We start from the raw sequence: 16,474 nt of genomic DNA on the forward strand, positions 1-16,474 counted from the left end.
CTTGCGTCATGATATCTTCTTCTGTAGATAAAAGCCCGCCCCGGCCCGCCTCTGCGGGCGACGGACTGGGAGCGGACGATTTGATCCGGGATGCGGGAGCGCTTTGGCGCGAGCTAACCGGACTGGCGCATGAGCAGATGGAACTGGCTTCGCTTGAAACCCGACAGGCAGGCAAAAGCTTGGTCAGGTTGCTCATTTTTGCCGTCCTTTTAGCAGTCTTTTTGTTGGGAGCGTGGTTGGGTTTGCTGGGCGCAAGTGTAGTCTGGCTGCATGAACAGGGACTGCCGGTTAGCTTAGCCTTGGCGGCCGGTGTTGGTCTGAATTTGCTGGGGGCATTACTAATTTACGGAATGATCGGTTACCACAGCAGGCGTTTGCAATTTTCCGCTACCCGTCGCAGTCTGCAGGCCTTGTCAACACAGCTTAGGGGAAGCCGCTAATGGCTGGACCGTTGGCTAAAGCACCGCCCTTTCGTTCTTTAGCCGCGCATATCCGCTATCACGAGCAGCGGCTGGATGAGCGGCGGCAGGTGTTGCGGATGCATGCTTCCACTTGGGCCGGCAAGCTTCGCTACACATTCAGACAACCTTCTTCGTTGCTATGTGGAGTGGCTGCAGGCTTTATTGCAGGAGAGTTAACAAGAAGGCCTACGAACTCGGCTAAAAATGCCTCTCCTCCGCGCGTTAAACGGCCTACGGCTTTGGAGCAGGTTATGAAAGTCATTACTCTTGCCCAGACCGTATCCGCCGGGTGGCCTTGGCTGGCCCCTTCTCCTGCTTCAACAGAGCCTGACGCGGCGGTTAAGGTCAACTCCGATGCCGGCGGATACGCGCCGATTGACTAAGGCTGTGGAAACCTCCGCACGATTCAGCAAGCAGGCCCTAATTTGGCTAAAAGAAGCGTTGCCCCTATGGCAGCGCCGCAGCGCCGCCATAGGGGCACAGGCGATACGCGAACTGCCCCGCTGGAGGCGCTGCGGCGCTGCCTTGTTGTCCCAGTCGGTACGGGAATGGATGGCCCATAGGGCGATTAGTAAAGGCGCGGCAGTGGCCTTTTACGCATTGTTTTCTTTAACCCCCATTCTGGTGCTTGCAATTGCCGTGGCAGGCTATTTTTTTGGCGCCGAGGCCGCGCAGGGGCGAATCATTGCCCAGATGCAGGCATTAATCGGGCCTAATGGTGCCCAAGCCGTTAATGCCTTGCTGGCGGCAGCGCGTAACACCGAGTCTGGCATTATTGCTTCGGCTGTGGCTACGGGGCTGTTGCTAGTCGGCGCTACTAGCGTGTTCGTAGAAGTCAAAGACAGCCTGGATGAAATGTGGGGTACGAATAAACCGGAGGCCTCGCCGCTTGGCATGGTTTTAAAAACCCGCCTGCTGTGCTTCGGCCTGGTGCTGGTGCTGGCGTTTTTACTGCTGGTATCGCTGGTCATCAGTGCTATCCTGGGCGTACTTCATGATTATGTAGGCGGACTCTGGCAGGTGGCCGCGCTGCTGTTATCGCCGTTGGCCTCGCTGCTTTCCTTTGCTGTCATTGCCAGCCTGTTTGCGGTGATTTATAAAATGTTGCCGGAAGCGCCGTTGACCTGGAAAGAAGCCTGGTGGGGGGCGGCTTTCACGGCGCTGTTGTTCAGCCTTGGAAAATACGCCATTGGCGCCTACCTGGGCAACAGCGGCGTAACTTCCAGTTTTGGGGCCGCCGGCTCGGTGATTGCTTTGTTGTTGTGGGTTTATTATTCGGCGCAGATCTTCTTTTTTGGCGCCGAGTTCACGCGCCAGTTGGCCGTGCAGATCGGCAGTCTGCAGCCTGCGCATCAACCTGCGCCCGAAAGCGCCTGATCCGGACCGGACGGGCAAAAAAAACCCTCGTTAAACGAGGGGTTGCAGCCTTGCGAAGAGGAGGTTTTCTACCCCGGCGGCTGATAACGCCGGGGTAGTGCAGCTATCAGTCATTGACGGCTTTCAGATGCATCCTGGCTTCATCAGCGGCTTTTTTGGCCCTATCGCCCTGGCCGAGCTTGCCCTGCTCAATGGCGCTGCCCAGACTCTTGATGGCGGCATCCAGATGCTCATCGGCGGTTTGGGCATGGCTTCTGGCCAGATGCTCATCGGCGGTTTGGGCATGGCTTCTGGCCAGCTCGGCATGCTTGGCAATACTCGGGCCATCGTCGGCAGCGGCGGCTTCTTTCACATGTTTCATGGCTTCATCCAGATGCTCTTCGTCAGCGGCCTGGACGGCAGGGCCTGCGCCTAGCGCCGCGCTTAACAGCAGTAAACTAAGTACTCTCATAGTCATGCCTCCTGAGGTTGAAGAGGAAAACAGCAGCCTAGCGGATCTCGGCTTGCTCGCGGCCCGTTTCGCCTTCGCTCAGACCGCTGCCGTAGAAGGTACTGATCTGTTCCTGCCAGGCCGGATCGTTCATATCCGGCCAGTGATCCTTGTCAAAGCCCGGGGCTGTTTCCAGGCGCTCTTTGGCGACATTGAGCACAAAGCGCTTGTTAACCGTATCCAGGGTCAAGGCCTTCCAGGGCACGGCGAACAGCTTGTCGCCCATGCCTAAAAAGCCGCCGTAGGAGAGCACCGCATAGGCGACCGTGCCGCTGCGCACATGCAGCATGATTTCCTTGATATTGCCCAGGTCCTCGTCAAGGTGGTTGGCCACATCATTGCCGATCAGGGTGTCAGCGCCCATCAGTTCAGGGCCGGGGCCTTCATTGTCGAGGTCTTTGTAAATGCCATAGGTATCTTTGTCGGTATAATTCATGGAAGTTGCTCCTGTGTAAAAGGTGAGAGCGGGCGGCCAAGGCTGCTGGTTCTAGCCCGGCCGCCTTGGGATTAAGTGTTCTTGTCAATCTTGCGTTTGACGTCGGCAGCGGCATCGCCGGCTCCGGCGCGGGCCTTGCCGACATTCTTCTGAACCTTGCCTTCCAGTTCTGTAGAGCTGTCATCGGCGGCATCGCCGAGTTCTTCCTTGACCTTGCCCTTGGCTTGTTCAACGCGGCCTTTCACTTGTTCTTTGTTCATCTTAAATTCCTCGCTTGGCGATTAATAAATGGCAGGGCGAATGCCCATGCCATGAGCTTATCCTAGCCGCTTTCCTGCACAAGGTCGGTGCGATGACGCACATAGAAGTGAATTCCTGCAGCTACTAAAGAGAGACGCTCTAAACGATATCCTCCGAAAGCAGTTATTCATAGGGTTTAATTTTCAGCTTTTTCGATAGGGGTAACTTTCAATTTGCTATACTCAAGGAGTAATCGGGTTTAGCATTACAGCTTCATAGAAAATTGAAATGCTGAGCTTTTAGTTTGATCTTTATCTGTTTTAGGAAATAAACATGTCTTTTCTTAATCCTTTTTTTAAAGGCAAGAAAAATGTATCGTCCATATGCAGCCTTGTTCCTGAAAAGATTTCAGTAGAGCTTTTAAAAGAGCTCATTCCTATCAGAAATTTCAGCAATGAAAAACTTCTGGCTTTTGCCACCAATCACTCATCAGAAGTTTTTCCGGCGCAAACTACCTTGTTTAAACTGGGCAGTCGGGCTGACTCCGCGCTCTACCTGTTAAGAGGCATTATTACTTTGTCCGATGACAGCGGTACATCGTATGAAGTCGATGCCGGAACTGCAAAAGCAAAATTCCCCCTTTCGAGTGGTGCCCTGCACACAACCACCGCGATAGCCAAAACTGATGTAAGCATTTTGCGGGTTTCGCAAAAAATCATGATTGCCAAGACTGCCCCGTCATCACCTTTATCAGAACTGAATATCCCAGATTACCTGAATGACAATCGTTTGTTACAGACATTTTCACAGTATTATACAAGTGAAGAACTTGAACTGCCTTCTCTGCCGGACATTGCATTCAAGCTGCGTAAAGCTATGCAGCAGGATATCGGTATTGCCGATGCGGTAAAAATTATTCAGCTTGATCCGATAATTTCAGCCAAGCTTATTGAAGTAGCCAATTGTGCTCTCTATATGAGTGCTGTCCCTGCAAAAAGCTGTTTTACAGCAGTTAGCCGCATCGGTTTAAATGCGGTCCGCAATCTGGTTATTGGTTTAAGTATTAACCATATTTTTAAAAGCAATTCGCCGCTGATAAAAAGACAGCTTGATAGAATATGGAAACAAAGTTTATACATTTCCACTCTCAGTTATGTTTTGGCTGCGGTTACCAGGCAGGCTAATCCTGAAGAAGCACTGCTTGCCGGACTAATTTGCGACATAGGAGCCGTGCCATTTTTGAATTATGCGGCTAACCTTCCGAAAGACTATTATTCTGAATCAGATATCGCTCTCGCCTTGCATCATGTTAAAGGCCCGATAGGCTATAAAATTTTGCTGGACTGGGGATTTAGTGAGGAATTCGTTAAAATTCCTATTTTCTCTCAGGACTGGTATCAAAATAGCAGCGAAGAGCTTAACTTGACCGACATCGTTGTGCTCTCCCGTTTACACAGCTACATAGGGCAGGCGGACAGGTCTGAATTGCCTGCCATTACCTCTATTCCCGCTGCCAGCAAATTGAAGAATTTTTCACTTTCACCCGAACATTCACTGAATTTATTGCACGAAGCCAAACAGCAAATTAATGACGCCTTGAAAGCCTTTCACAGCTAGTTCATAGGGTAAAAAAGCTCATGCTGCTTTAGCTACTGCAGCCGGCTCACGGTAAACAGAGCCAGACCTAAAACTGTCAGGCTCGGCAATATAGCCATCAGCGCCGGATTCAGTTCATAAATTAATCCGATATGGCCGACAATTTTGTCGATTATGTTAAAGCTCATCCCGATAATAATACCTATCATCATCCTGCCGCCAACGCTGACGCCTCGTTTAATGCCGATAACAAACGGCGCGGAAACCAGCAGCATGATAAAAATGATGAGCGGATTGACCAGGCGTCCCCAAAAAGCCAGCTCAAACACGTGGGACTTCTGATGATTTTCCTTTAAAAAATCAATATAGTTCGCCAGGTCGACTATCGATAGGTCATCAGGACTTACTACAACAATTTTCAGCAGATCCGGGGCAATAGAGGATTTCCAAATCTGCTGATCCTGATATGCGGCGGCCATTTGCCCGCTTGAAATTTCTGATTGGCTGATATGCATTAATTTCCATTGTTGCTTCCCCAGATAGACAGCCTGCTCTGCATGTCTGGCCAGACGCAGATGATGATCGTCATCTAGTTCATAAATGCTGATATCGGCCAAGTTCCCGCCGTCCTTTATCTGCCTGACATTAATGAATTTTTTGCCTTCGCGCAGCCATAATCCGTAGCGGGTTCCCGCAACCACCTGTTCATTTTGGGCAGTGACTTTAATAACCTGCGCCTTTCGTTCAGCCAAGGGCGCGATAAATTCGCCAATACAGAGGGAAACAAGGGCCAAAATGGCACCTGCCAGCAGCACCGCTTTAATAATACCGAAAATCGATAAACCGGCCGCACGCATGGCAATCAGTTCACGATGATTACCCATGGCGCCCAATATGAACAGGCTGCCCAGCAATGCCGAGGAAGGCACTAGCTCATAAAGAACGCGCGGCGAAGTCAAGGCCAGGTAATAAAAAATTTCTCTCAAACCATAATGCCCCTTGCCCAGCTCTTTTAATTCATCAGTAAAAGTAAATAAATTAAATAATGTCAATAATAATAAAAGCGCAATAAATGACCCTTTTAAAACTTCTTTGACGATATAGCCTGTTAAAACATTCATAATGCAGCCTTTTCCCTGAGCTTCGAAATAATCCATGTCCACCCATACAATCTTGCCAGCAGAAATCCCCCGGCCAATAGCAACAGCAAATTGACTCCTATGGCCCCAAGCCATGCCGGAACTGTTTCATTCATGACCCAGCTTTCACTCACACGAGAAAGATTTCCGTAGCTGAAATAAATTAAAAAACCGGTCAGCATATTTCCATAAACTCCGCCGCGCGGCGAAATCTGGGCTAAAGGTACGGCAATGAAACTTAACAATATCATTCCAAGGGGCGTTGAAAAGCGGCGCTGCAATTCAGCAATATCCCGCATGGAGTCGGACATCCATAACCTGTCCGCAGGAACCGCGGCGCGATCAAAATCGATAGCGCCAGTTTTTTCCTCGATTCTCACGCCATACTCCGCAAATTTTTCAATGATATAATTTAAATTTCCCGGCAGACCCTGTATGCGTTCTCCATGGTCGAGAATTATATAACGTCCGTCAGTCAACTCCTGCACTATGCCTGATTCGGCCGTAATAAGCGCCAGGCCGCCGGTTTGCCTGCTTTGTACAAAAACCTTGTGCATTTTTTTATCGGCAGTTATGGTCTCCACATACACAACAACATCGCCCTGGCTATAATATTCGCTGAATTTTCCGGCACCGATGCCCCTGAGGTTGGTAGATTGAGTATCCTCATGCATGAGTTGCTCAATCCTGGCTTCGGCCCAGGGCGCAATATACATGGACAGACCAATTGCCAGCACACTCAAGGGAAAAACCAGCAAAAATAAGGCCCGGTAAATTGTCCCTGAACCGCCCCCCGCTGAAGAAATGGCGGCCATTTCCTGATCTCTGTACATTCTGCCCAGTACCATCAATACCGTCATAAACAGTGACGCCGGCAAAAAAGAGACGCTCGCAACAACAATTTTCAACGCCAGAATAGTCAGCAATGCTTCATTCGATACCAGCCCTTCCAGGGCCTTATCCAGAATCCTGATAAACTGCCGGCTAACGATAATCACCACTATCACCGTCAACACCGCCAACAGCGTTCTCATCACATCCTGCATAATCATTTTATCCAGGACGGTAAGCAGCGGACGCCGTCCGATGTTGTAGCCTTTTGGCCAATTTGCTTCCAAGCTCATCTCCTCAATTAAAATTAATATTTGTGTTGTATAATTAAATTCAAACAGTTTATCCGAAAGCTTGATTTATAACTCCGGTAACTATTCCACTCAGCAAACAAGCAATAAAAATTATGGACTATTCTATAGAAAGCACCTCATTAGAAAAACTGCAATGCGATTGTATTATTGTCGGCATTTATGAAGATCAGCAGCTTTGCCCATCCGCAACAGCTCTCGACAACCTGACGCAAGGAATGATCAGCAAAATTGTCGGCCGCGGCGATAGCAGCGGAAAAAATGGCGAAACGGTATTAATAAACATCATCCCTGACAGCCGTATCGAGAGTATTTTGCTGGTCGGCCTTGGTAAAAAAGAACCTTTATCCGGTAAAAACTACAGAAAAGCTCTATTCGCTGCAATTAACAGCCTTAAAAAGCCGCAAATAAAATCCATCGCCTGCACTTTAGCCGAGTGTGAAGTCACAACGGGCGGCTGGCAGTGGAAAACCCGGCAGATCATTGAAGTTTTTAATGATGGCATTTATCAATTTACCGCACAAAAATCAGATAAAACCACGGAAAGCAAGCTTCAGAAAATAGCTGTTCTAGCTCCGGAAAGTGAAACTGCTTCAGCTCAAACAGGCCTTTTGCAGGGACAAGCAATTGCCGAAGGTATAAATTTGACCAAACTTCTGGGCGATTTACCCGGCAATATCTGCACCCCCGCCTATCTTGCCGGGCAAGCTATCGAACTGGGCAAAAAGCACGAAAAATTAACTGTTAAGGTTCTCGAAGAATCCGATATGGCCGAATTAGGCATGGGGGCGCTTCTTTCAGTCTCGCGGGGCAGCCGCCAGCCGGCCAAATTAATCACCCTTGCTTATCAAGGCGGCGAAAAAAACGCCAGGCCCATTGTGCTGATCGGCAAAGGCCTGACCTTTGACGCCGGCGGTATTTCATTAAAGCCCAGCCTGGGCATGGATGAAATGAAATATGACATGTGCGGCGGAGCCGCCGTATTGGGAACCTTGCTGGCCGCGGCTCAAATGCAGCTGCCCCTGAATATCGTCGGTCTGATTCCCTCTTCCGAAAACATGCCCGACGGTAATGCCAATAAACCCGGCGATATTATTACCAGCATGTCCGGCAAAACTATCGAGGTGTTGAATACCGATGCCGAAGGCCGATTAATTCTTTGCGACACCTTAACCTATGCAGAGAGATATAACCCGGAAGTGGTTATTGATCTTGCCACTCTTACCGGCGCTTGCCTGGTGGCTCTGGGGCGCGTCGCCAGCGGCTTGCTTGGCAATGATGACGGTTTGTGCAATGATCTGCTTGGGGCCAGTGAAGCGGCCAATGACAGCCTCTGGCGCTTACCCTTGTGGGAAGAATATCAGGAACTGCTCAAATCCAATTTTGCAGACCTGGCCAATATCGGCGGCAAGGATGCCGGAACCATAACCGCCGCCTGTTTTCTGTCGAGTTTTGCCGAGAACTACCGCTGGGCCCATCTGGATATTGCCGGTACTGCCTGGCGCACCGGCCAGACCAAAGGCGCCACTGGTCGCCCTGTTTCCCTGTTAAGTCAATATCTGATTAACCGGGCGAATGCCTGAAGTCACCTTTTATATACTACAGTCACAATCAAGAAACGATCGCTATCTATTTGCCTGCAAACTTATTGAAAAGGCCTACCGCAGCGGTCATTTCTGTTATGTACTGACCGATTCCGACGAGCAAAGCCAAATCATTGACGACCTGCTCTGGACTTTCAGGGCAGGCAGTTTTATTCCGCATCAGCGCTATAGCGGCGAACCACCCGCCGTTGAAAATGTTGTTTTAATAGGCTGCCTGGCTGCCCCGCCAAACTGGCAAAAAACCCTGATTAACCTGTCTTCCGAATATCCGCAGAATTTCAAGCTGGCCGAACGCATCCTTGAAATACTCGCCGACTGCGACGATACCAAAGAAGCAGGCAGAAACCGCTACCGTCGCTATCAGCAGGCTGGAGCAAACTTGACTACTCACCAAATAAAGAAATAAATTAAAGGCAGAAAAAGATCGGCTCCTAGCGTTATTATCGGGATTTTTCGATGTTTCGATAGCAGCCAGAACCGGGAAAAGTTTTATATTGAAAAATAACCTGACAATTTTTTGGCAATTCGTAAAAGCCAACCAGGCCGGAAAATAAAAGTCAGCTAATGCCTTTAATAATTTTCAGGATTAAAATCAATTAAGGAGGTCTTATGTCCGTAAGAACTTTTAACACTATACAGCCCAAAATCGGCCGCTCGGTATATATCGATGACAGCGCCGTGGTCATTGGCAATGTGACTATCGAAGATGACGTATCCATATGGCCTACCGTTGTAATCAGAGGAGATGTGGAAAGCGTTAAAATTGGCGAAGGCACCAATGTTCAGGATGGTTCCATATTGCATGTGACACATTATGGCGACTTTACGGACAAAGGCTACCCTTTAAGCATAGGAAAAGGTGTGACTATTGGCCACAGAGCCGTAGTCCATGCCTGCACAATAGGCGATTATTGTCTGGTTGGAATGGGCGCGATTATTATGGATGACGCTGTTCTTGAAGATCATGTCATGCTGGGGGCGGGTGCGCTGGTGGCGCCGGGGAAAAAGCTGAATAGCGGCTATCTTTATATCGGCTCGCCAGCCCGGCAGGCCAGACCTTTAACAGAGTCTGAAAAAAAATTTCTGGAATATTCCTATCAGCATTATATTATTTTGAAAAATGAATATCTAAAGCAGGAGAATAAATAAGACCGGCTTTTGCTTTCAGGGTTGATTTTCACCTCTCTGGAAATTAAGCAGTTCAATAACCGGCCGGGTCTCAGGATGAACGCCTCGCCAGATATAAAAAGCTTCCGCCGCCTGCTCCACCAGCATGCCAAGTCCATCCAGGCTTTTAAACGCATGATTTTCACGTCCCCAGCGCACAAAGGCAGTCGGTGCATCGCCATAGGCGAGATCGTAACAGACGCCATTTTCAGCCAGCAAGCCTGCTTCCAAGGGCGGCAGTCGGCCGCTTAAACTGGCGGAGGTTGCGTTTAAAATCAAATCAAATTGCGAATGGTTTAAGGCATTAAATCCACAGCCTGCGATAGCACCACGGTCTTGAAATTCGCCGGCCAGATCGATAGCTTTGGAAACGGTGCGGTTGGCGATCACTATGGATCGTGGGGACTGTTCAAGCAACGGCGCTATAATTCCCCGGCTGGCCCCGCCGGCCCCCAGAATCAAAATCCGGGCTCCTGTTAACATTAGGGCATGATTGATGAGTAAATCTCTTACCAGGCCGCAGCCGTCAGTATTATCGCCCAGAACCGAGCCATCCGCCTGAACAGAGAGCGTATTGACTGCCTTACCGAGTCGGGCCCGCTCCGTTTTACAGTCAGCAAAAGCCCAGGCGAGCTCCTTCAGGGGCACGGTACAATTTAAACCCTTGCCGCCTTCTGCAAAAAATGTTTCGGCAGCGCTGGAAAATAATTCAGCAGAAACCTCATGCGCCTCATAGTCCAGAGACTGGCCGGTCTGTTGGGCAAAAATTTGATGGATTAGAGGTGACTTGCTGTGAGCGATGGGTTGGCCAAAAACAGCATAACGATCTTTTAAATTCATTAGTATGCTTTTTTTGCCTGCCAGACTTCCCATACAATTGTTGCCAGCACAATAAGAAGGGCAATAAGCAGCTCTATCCAGAGAAAATGTTCGGTATAGACGGCTATGACGGCAGAAACTCCAAGAAAAATTCCAACCAGACTAAAACGCCATCCTACCCGCAAGCCATCAAGGATGGTGGATAATGATAAAATCAGCAAAATGACAAGGCCAATATCATCAGTTTGAATGCGGCCTGATTTTTGTATTAAAAATGCGCCGCCGACTATCATTAAGGAGGTAAACCAGTGTATCGATTGCTCACGTAATATTTTCTTAAAATCAACCGAACGATGTTTGGATTGCCGCCAGCCAATAATTATTGCAGACAACGCAAACACGAACATCATAATAATCCAGTATCCATAACCGTCAGAGGGAGAAAAATCGGTAATTCCAATCCCAACCAGCGACAGAATAAGCAGCAAAATCAAAAGCGCTTCTTCAATGTGAAATCTTTTTTTAGGGATAATTATGGCGTCTTCTGACATGCGACAAGCTCCTTTCCGGGCAGGGTTAAAGGATAGATTATTAAAAATACCAGGTTAAGCGTCAAGACAACAATTATATTAACTTTCGCTGAATACCCTAGTCTTGTTTTTAATGAAATATTTTACCTCAACAATGATTCCTGACAGATATTCCGGCATTCCCACATCCCGGCCTGAATAAATCAGGACAAGTATTCTTTGATAAGATTCTATTTTAATTTTAATTCAGCATAAACTGCTGTATAAACTCTGGAATTTACTAATTTAAAGCAGTTTCGCCAATGGCTTTAAGGAAAAAATTTAATTGGGAATGCAAAAGATTTTATCGATGAATAAAATGGAAACAGGCTTGGGTATATTTTTTTTGGTACTGCTGTGGTCGGTTATAAATCCCAAAGATTACTTAACCTGGATACTGGAAACGGCTCCCGCACTGATCGCTGTTATTGTTCTGATAATAACGCGTCGGCAATTTCCGTTGACCAGTCTGGCTTATATTCTGATTTTGATTCACAGCATTATTTTGATAATAGGAGCCCACTACACCTATGCAGAAGTTCCCCTGTTCAACTGGTTAAAAGAAGCGTTTAATCTGGAACGCAATAACTACGATAAAATCGGCCATTTTGCACAAGGCTTTGTGCCGGCTATAATTGCGCGGGAAATCATCATCAGGAAGCAGATTCTTAGGAATATTAACTGGCTAAATTTCTTTATTATCTGTATTTGTTTGGCAATCAGCGCTTTTTACGAGCTAATTGAATGGTGCGTGGCGCTGGTTAGCGAGCAAGCGGCGCAAGCATTTCTAGGAACCCAGGGTTATATCTGGGATACTCAGTCAGACATGGCTTTTGCATTATTCGGCGCCATTGCTGCACTTGTAACATTAAGTCAATTGCACAACCGCCAGATTAGCCAATTAAAGAGTGGATAACTGTAATCTTGCTAATCAAGGTAATATTTTTGTCCTGACTACAATCCTAAATTGTCCCATTAAGCCAGCGGCAGGTCTTCCGATTGGATCATTTTTATCCGCTTCTGATTCTGTTGCCGTGTAATTTGAAAAACTGATTAATATACTGCTTGCCTTCAGTCATAAATAGCCGGTATTGTCTTGAGCAGCGAAAATCATCAATCTCCCTTGTAACTATTAAATATCCGATAATGATTTTCCTTGTCGAAACTCATAACGTTATAGGCCTCTTTTTTACCGCCCATTTCCATACCGGGCGTACCGGCCGGCATGCCCGGAACCGCCAGGCCAACTACCTCGGGTTTGGCCTTTAACAGCGCCACAATATCTTGCGCGGGCACATGGCCTTCAATAATATAATTGTCGGCTTTCGCGGTATGGCAGGAAGCCATTGCTTTTGAAACGCCGTATTTGACCTTTATTGCCTCGACTTCATTGGTAACGATGTCTTTTACATTAAAGTTATTTTCTTTCAAATGTGCCAGCCATTTAGCGCAGCAGCCACAGGCCGGGCTTCTATATACCACAATATCAACAGGCTGTATTGCTTGAATACTCTCAGCTTTAACGCCGGTTACAAGCAAACTTATTGCCAGAAACTTTAATATCTTCATAATTATTGCCTCGCCTGGGTTACTTATTGTTCAGGATTGATGATAGGCCGGACTGTATTTATGCACGGCATCAACCATTGCTTTAACATGATCCGGCTTAACGTCAGGCAGAATACCGTGGCCTAAATTGAATACATGACCGCTGCCTGAGCCGAATTTATGCAAAATGGATTTCACTTTTTCAATGATAATTTCAGGCTGAGCGTAAAGCGAAACAGGGTCCATATTGCCCTGCAAAGCGACTTGATCGCCGACTCTTGCGCGAGCTTTTTCCATATCGGTCTGCCAATCCAGACCCAAGGCGTCATAGCCTGAGGCGGCCATGGCTTCCAGCCAGAGCCCGCCGCCTTTCGTGAACAGAATGGCTGGAATCTGCCGGCCGTCTCTATGGGTTTTAAGCAATGCTTTGACTTGTCTGGAATAATAGAGAGAAAATTCGCTGTAATCTTCAGATGTTAATATGCCGCCCCAGGTATCAAATACCATTACGGCCTGAGCGCCCGCCTCAATCTGGGCATTTAAATAAGCCGCTACTGACTGAGCCAGTTTATTCAGCATGACATGCATTAACCTGGGCTGCTCAAACATCAAACCTTTAACTTTTTGAAAACTCTTGCTGCTGCCTCCCTCAACCATATAAGTAGCAAGCGTCCACGGGCTTCCGGAAAAACCGATTAACGGCACCCTGCCGTGCAAGGTTCTTTTGATTAACCGGACTGCATCCATTACATAAGCCAAATCGGTTTCAGGATCGGGAATCGGTAACTTATTGATATCCGCCACCGTTCGCACCGGGTGTTCAAATGCAGGGCCTTCTCCTTCGGTAAAATTAAGCCCCAAGCCCATCGCATCCGGAATCGTCAGGATATCAGAAAACAGAATTGCGGCATCAAAATCAAAGCGCCGCAATGGCTGCATCGTCACTTCACAGGCAAGCTCCGGATTCGTACACAGCTTTAAAAAGCTGCCCGCCTGCTCCCTGACCTTTCTATATTCCGGCAAATACCTTCCCGCCTGCCGCATCATCCATACCGGCGTTCGTTCAACAGGTTGTTTTAGCAGAGCTCTAATGATGGTGTCGTTTTTTAATACCATGACTTTGATTATAAGACTTAAGCGAGTAAATTTGACGGCGAATAACTGCCCTTTCAAACGGCAAAAATAATCAACGCCAGCCATATCACACGGATGGCCATTATACCTGTGATTCTACGATTATTTCATCGCACTGATTTTTCTGGGATATGAATTCTGGAACTCGCGGGGCAGAGACTGACGGCTTTTATTGGCTAAAGCGGCGCTGGCAAATGAACCATAAAACACTATTAATCTTTCCTTGCCGTTAGTCACCGTCCTGATATATTTAATATCTTTCCCTGGCAATGGATGTTTTTCCAGAATATCCGCTATCGACTGCGGTTTTGATAATACCATGAGCTGTAGCGTGTAATTATCAGCAGGTTGCGCCATCAGCCATTTCCTGCCATCGCTTTCAGTAATTGCAGATTTTATTGGCTTCTCTTCAGGGACGGCGATCTGTTTTACCGGTTTTTGCTGCGGCTGAATCATTTCAGGCTTTTCAGGTACGGATGGCTGTACCGTAGTACGATCTATCTCGGGTTGGCCTGGCTTCTTATTGTCAAAGCCCAGAGGCTCAGCAGCTTTCTGCTCACTGGCGTTATGAAACCTGTCCTTCAACGACTGATCAATGCCAATGGTATTCACGGCTTCAGGATTATTTTTAGCGACTGGCAGAGGCCCTGCATCAACTGAATCATCTGTAGCACCCTCTGCTTCATACTGCTCTGAATTCCCGTTATTACCCTGCTTCCGCTCTGAAAGCGGCGCCTCATGTTTAATTTCCGCTGATCGCTCGCCAGGATTAATTGCCGGCGCTGAAGACGGAGGGATCAGCAGGGGTTGTGCAGGGCCGGTATTGATCGCTTTCTGATCAACTGCAGCAGGGGGTATTTTTTCTTTTTCAGGATTTTTTGATAAAGTGAACCACTGAAAGCCAAGTGCTATAGCAACCAGTACGGCAACGGCCGGCCCAAGAAAACGGATTGAATTTTCGTCAGGTTTATTTTCTGGCAAATCCAGCAATCTGGAGATAATTCTTCCCGGGATGCCATGGGTTGTTCGATAAATAGTTTCTACCCTACTGTCAGTAATGGCATTTAAAGCCAGATGCGACCAGGGCTGTGTCGATAAATGCTGCAAAAATTCACCACATTGTTTTTCCGATAAGGATGGGATTTCAATTAAATGGCAATCATCAATAGCCCGGTCCGACTGGTTTTTTAGATATAATTCATCATGGGTTAACGCAAAAATCACTCTTAAAACAGGATTTGCGGCCGCATGCTGAATAATTGCCGTTATCAGTCCGGGCACTAAAGCGCCTGCATCATCGATTATTAAAACTATTTTTTTATTTGGACGGGCAAACTGATGCAAAGTCCTGGTCAAAGAGTGACTCTGTGGATAAGCTTCATGCTGATTGCTGACCCTGGCCAGGGTCGCCTGAATCTCTTCGAAACTGAGCTCAGTATTACCCTGTATCAGGCAATAAAGCCATGATGTAGCCTCGCGCTCCTGCAAAATTTTCAGCAGCGTCGTTTTGCCAATTCCCGTCGGCCCGCAGATAACCAGGGTTTGTGTCAGATTTGAAATCAGATGAATTAATAATTCAAGTTTCTGAGTCCGCTCCTGTGTTATCAGGGAATGAACTGTCGTATTTGTTTGATCATGTGCCGACTTCTTCGCCTGACAGGTTAAGGTATCATGTTCTGCCATAGCTCTTAAGCGTCGCTTCCAATAGTTCTTGAGGTATGTTTACAGGCAAAGTCGCCGCACCTATCTGTTTTAACAGGATCAGTCTGATTTGACCGTCGCTATTTTTTTTGTCGACAGCCATTAACTCCAAAAATCGGCCAGCATTAATTTCTTTTGGCGGAGTGACGGGCAGTCCGGCTTTTTTAAATAAATGAATAATTCTTTTCACATCCGCATCATTTAACCAGCCCTGTCTTCTGGAAATATCCGCCGCCTGACAGGTTCCAATGGCTACAGCCTCGCCATGAAGATAGACGCCGTAACCGGCCCCGGTTTCGATGGCATGACCGAAGGTATGGCCTAAATTCAAGGTAGCCCTGACGTCGGCCTCGGTTTCGTCTTCAGCGACAAGCTCCGCTTTATTCCGGCATGAACGCTCAATGGCGAAGGCTAAAGCCTGTTTATCACGAGCCAGTAATGCATCGATATTGTTTTCCAGCCAGTTGAAAAAGCCGGCATCCCTGATCAGACCATATTTTATAACTTCGGCAAGACCGGCCGCTAATTGCCTGTCATCCAGGGTATCCAGAACATCGGCATCGGCGATAACGCATTGAGGCTGATAAAAGGCGCCAATCATGTTTTTCCCCAAGGGATGATTGACTCCCGTTTTGCCGCCCACGGAAGAGTCCACTTGCGCTAGTAAGGTGGTTGGTATTTGCAGAAAAGCAATGCCGCGCTGGTAGCAGGCAGCTGCGAAGCCGCCCATATCGCCGACAACACCGCCGCCCAAAGCGATTAAGGTGGCATTACGGCTGAACTTGCAGGTCAGCAATTTATCAAAAATTCCAGAGACAATGTCTAAAGTCTTGAATTGCTCGCCATCGGGCAATATGACCTGTTCGGCAATATAGCCCTGTATATTTTTCAACACCCGATCCAGATATAAAGGCGCAATGGTTTCATTGGTGACGACAATGACTTGTCTGGACTTGATATGCTGCGTCAGCAACCCAGCCTGATCAAGCAAGCCCGAACCTATATAAATGGGATAACTACGCTCTCCTAGTTCTACAAGTAATTTTTTCAT

The 16,474-nt window shown here is 47.7% G+C and carries 19 protein-coding genes; 8 read left to right on the forward strand and 11 right to left on the reverse strand.

The window, feature by feature from the left end:
• Positions 1-8 precede the first annotated feature (8 nt).
• Genes HUX64_RS08400 through HUX64_RS08410 form a run of 3 tightly spaced genes read left to right on the forward strand, consistent with a single transcriptional unit; the run spans position 9 to position 1,838 of the window.
• Positions 9-440, forward strand: a complete 432-nt coding sequence (locus HUX64_RS08400; protein ID WP_174625784.1) for a phage holin family protein — start codon at positions 9-11, stop codon at positions 438-440.
• Positions 440-844, forward strand: coding sequence for a hypothetical protein (locus tag HUX64_RS08405; RefSeq protein ID WP_174625785.1), 405 nt, complete (start codon positions 440-442; stop codon positions 842-844). Before HUX64_RS08400 ends, HUX64_RS08405 begins: the two co-directional genes overlap by 1 nt.
• Positions 837-1,838, forward strand: a complete 1,002-nt coding sequence (locus HUX64_RS08410) for a YihY/virulence factor BrkB family protein (protein WP_246246960.1) — start codon at positions 837-839, stop codon at positions 1,836-1,838. The genes HUX64_RS08405 and HUX64_RS08410 overlap by 8 nt, the downstream gene beginning before the upstream one ends.
• Positions 1,839-1,944: 106 nt before the next feature.
• Here the strand turns inward: HUX64_RS08410 and smbP are convergent, their stop codons facing one another.
• The 3 genes from smbP to HUX64_RS08425 form a co-directional block, all read right to left on the reverse strand.
• The gene (gene smbP, locus HUX64_RS08415; RefSeq protein ID WP_174625787.1) at positions 1,945-2,289 is read right to left on the reverse strand and encodes a small metal-binding protein SmbP; all 345 of its coding nucleotides are present in this window, start codon (positions 2,287-2,289) and stop codon (positions 1,945-1,947) included.
• Between the two features lie 37 nt (positions 2,290-2,326).
• Entirely contained in the window at positions 2,327-2,764 is a 438-nt protein-coding gene (locus tag HUX64_RS08420) for a PRC-barrel domain-containing protein (protein ID WP_174625788.1), read from the reverse strand.
• A 71-nt stretch (positions 2,765-2,835) separates the two neighbouring features.
• Entirely contained in the window at positions 2,836-3,024 is a 189-nt protein-coding gene (locus tag HUX64_RS08425; RefSeq protein WP_174625789.1) for a CsbD family protein, read from the reverse strand.
• Between the two features lie 313 nt (positions 3,025-3,337).
• On the opposite strand from HUX64_RS08425, the gene HUX64_RS08430 reads away from it, so the two are divergent.
• Positions 3,338-4,621 carry an HDOD domain-containing protein gene (locus tag HUX64_RS08430; RefSeq protein WP_174625790.1) on the forward strand — a complete coding sequence of 428 codons (1,284 nt, stop codon included), beginning with the start codon at positions 3,338-3,340 and terminating at the stop codon, positions 4,619-4,621.
• Positions 4,622-4,653: 32 nt separating this feature from the next.
• Here HUX64_RS08430 and lptG read toward each other — a convergent pair whose 3' ends face one another.
• Together lptG and lptF are read right to left on the reverse strand one after the other, a co-directional pair.
• The gene (lptG, locus tag HUX64_RS08435; protein ID WP_174625791.1) at positions 4,654-5,721 is read right to left on the reverse strand and encodes an LPS export ABC transporter permease LptG; all 1,068 of its coding nucleotides are present in this window, start codon (positions 5,719-5,721) and stop codon (positions 4,654-4,656) included.
• Positions 5,718-6,863 carry an LPS export ABC transporter permease LptF gene (gene lptF / locus HUX64_RS08440; RefSeq protein WP_246246961.1) on the reverse strand — a complete coding sequence of 382 codons (1,146 nt, stop codon included), beginning with the start codon at positions 6,861-6,863 and terminating at the stop codon, positions 5,718-5,720. The genes lptG and lptF overlap by 4 nt, the downstream gene beginning before the upstream one ends.
• Positions 6,864-6,976: 113 nt before the next feature.
• Between lptF and HUX64_RS08445 the strand changes: the two genes are divergently transcribed.
• The 3 genes from HUX64_RS08445 to HUX64_RS08455 all read left to right on the forward strand — a co-directional run bounded on the left by HUX64_RS08445 (position 6,977) and on the right by HUX64_RS08455 (position 9,634).
• Positions 6,977-8,464, forward strand: coding sequence for a leucyl aminopeptidase (locus tag HUX64_RS08445; protein WP_174625792.1), 1,488 nt, complete (start codon positions 6,977-6,979; stop codon positions 8,462-8,464).
• Positions 8,457-8,891 (forward strand): DNA polymerase III subunit chi, encoded by a 435-nt coding sequence (locus tag HUX64_RS08450; RefSeq protein ID WP_174625793.1) that lies wholly within the window; start codon positions 8,457-8,459, stop codon positions 8,889-8,891. The genes HUX64_RS08445 and HUX64_RS08450 overlap by 8 nt, the downstream gene beginning before the upstream one ends.
• 203 nt (positions 8,892-9,094) lie before the next feature.
• Positions 9,095-9,634, forward strand: a complete 540-nt coding sequence (locus tag HUX64_RS08455) for a gamma carbonic anhydrase family protein (protein WP_174625794.1) — start codon at positions 9,095-9,097, stop codon at positions 9,632-9,634.
• A gap of 15 nt (positions 9,635-9,649) precedes the next feature.
• Here HUX64_RS08455 and aroE read toward each other — a convergent pair whose 3' ends face one another.
• Positions 9,650-10,492, reverse strand: a complete 843-nt coding sequence (gene aroE / locus HUX64_RS08460) for a shikimate dehydrogenase (RefSeq protein ID WP_174625795.1) — start codon at positions 10,490-10,492, stop codon at positions 9,650-9,652.
• Positions 10,492-11,022, reverse strand: coding sequence for a hypothetical protein (locus HUX64_RS08465; protein WP_174625796.1), 531 nt, complete (start codon positions 11,020-11,022; stop codon positions 10,492-10,494). Before HUX64_RS08465 ends, aroE begins: the two co-directional genes overlap by 1 nt.
• Positions 11,023-11,332: 310 nt before the next feature.
• On the opposite strand from HUX64_RS08465, the gene HUX64_RS08470 reads away from it, so the two are divergent.
• Entirely contained in the window at positions 11,333-11,956 is a 624-nt protein-coding gene (locus HUX64_RS08470) for a DUF2238 domain-containing protein (protein WP_246246962.1), read from the forward strand.
• Between the two features lie 197 nt (positions 11,957-12,153).
• Here the strand turns inward: HUX64_RS08470 and HUX64_RS08475 are convergent, their stop codons facing one another.
• The 4 genes from HUX64_RS08475 to aroB all read right to left on the reverse strand — a co-directional run bounded on the left by HUX64_RS08475 (position 12,154) and on the right by aroB (position 16,474).
• The gene (locus tag HUX64_RS08475) at positions 12,154-12,609 is read right to left on the reverse strand and encodes a DUF411 domain-containing protein (protein WP_174625797.1); all 456 of its coding nucleotides are present in this window, start codon (positions 12,607-12,609) and stop codon (positions 12,154-12,156) included.
• A gap of 30 nt (positions 12,610-12,639) precedes the next feature.
• Positions 12,640-13,704 carry a uroporphyrinogen decarboxylase gene (gene hemE, locus HUX64_RS08480; protein WP_174625798.1) on the reverse strand — a complete coding sequence of 355 codons (1,065 nt, stop codon included), beginning with the start codon at positions 13,702-13,704 and terminating at the stop codon, positions 12,640-12,642.
• Between the two features lie 120 nt (positions 13,705-13,824).
• Positions 13,825-15,405 carry an AAA family ATPase gene (locus HUX64_RS08485; RefSeq protein ID WP_174625799.1) on the reverse strand — a complete coding sequence of 527 codons (1,581 nt, stop codon included), beginning with the start codon at positions 15,403-15,405 and terminating at the stop codon, positions 13,825-13,827.
• Positions 15,392-16,474 carry a 3-dehydroquinate synthase gene (gene aroB, locus HUX64_RS08490; RefSeq protein WP_174625800.1) on the reverse strand — a complete coding sequence of 361 codons (1,083 nt, stop codon included), beginning with the start codon at positions 16,472-16,474 and terminating at the stop codon, positions 15,392-15,394. The genes HUX64_RS08485 and aroB overlap by 14 nt, the downstream gene beginning before the upstream one ends.

The sequence above is a fragment of the Candidatus Methylobacter favarea genome (assembly GCF_902806695.1).
Taxonomy (GTDB): domain Bacteria; phylum Pseudomonadota; class Gammaproteobacteria; order Methylococcales; family Methylomonadaceae; genus Methylobacter_B; species Methylobacter_B favarea.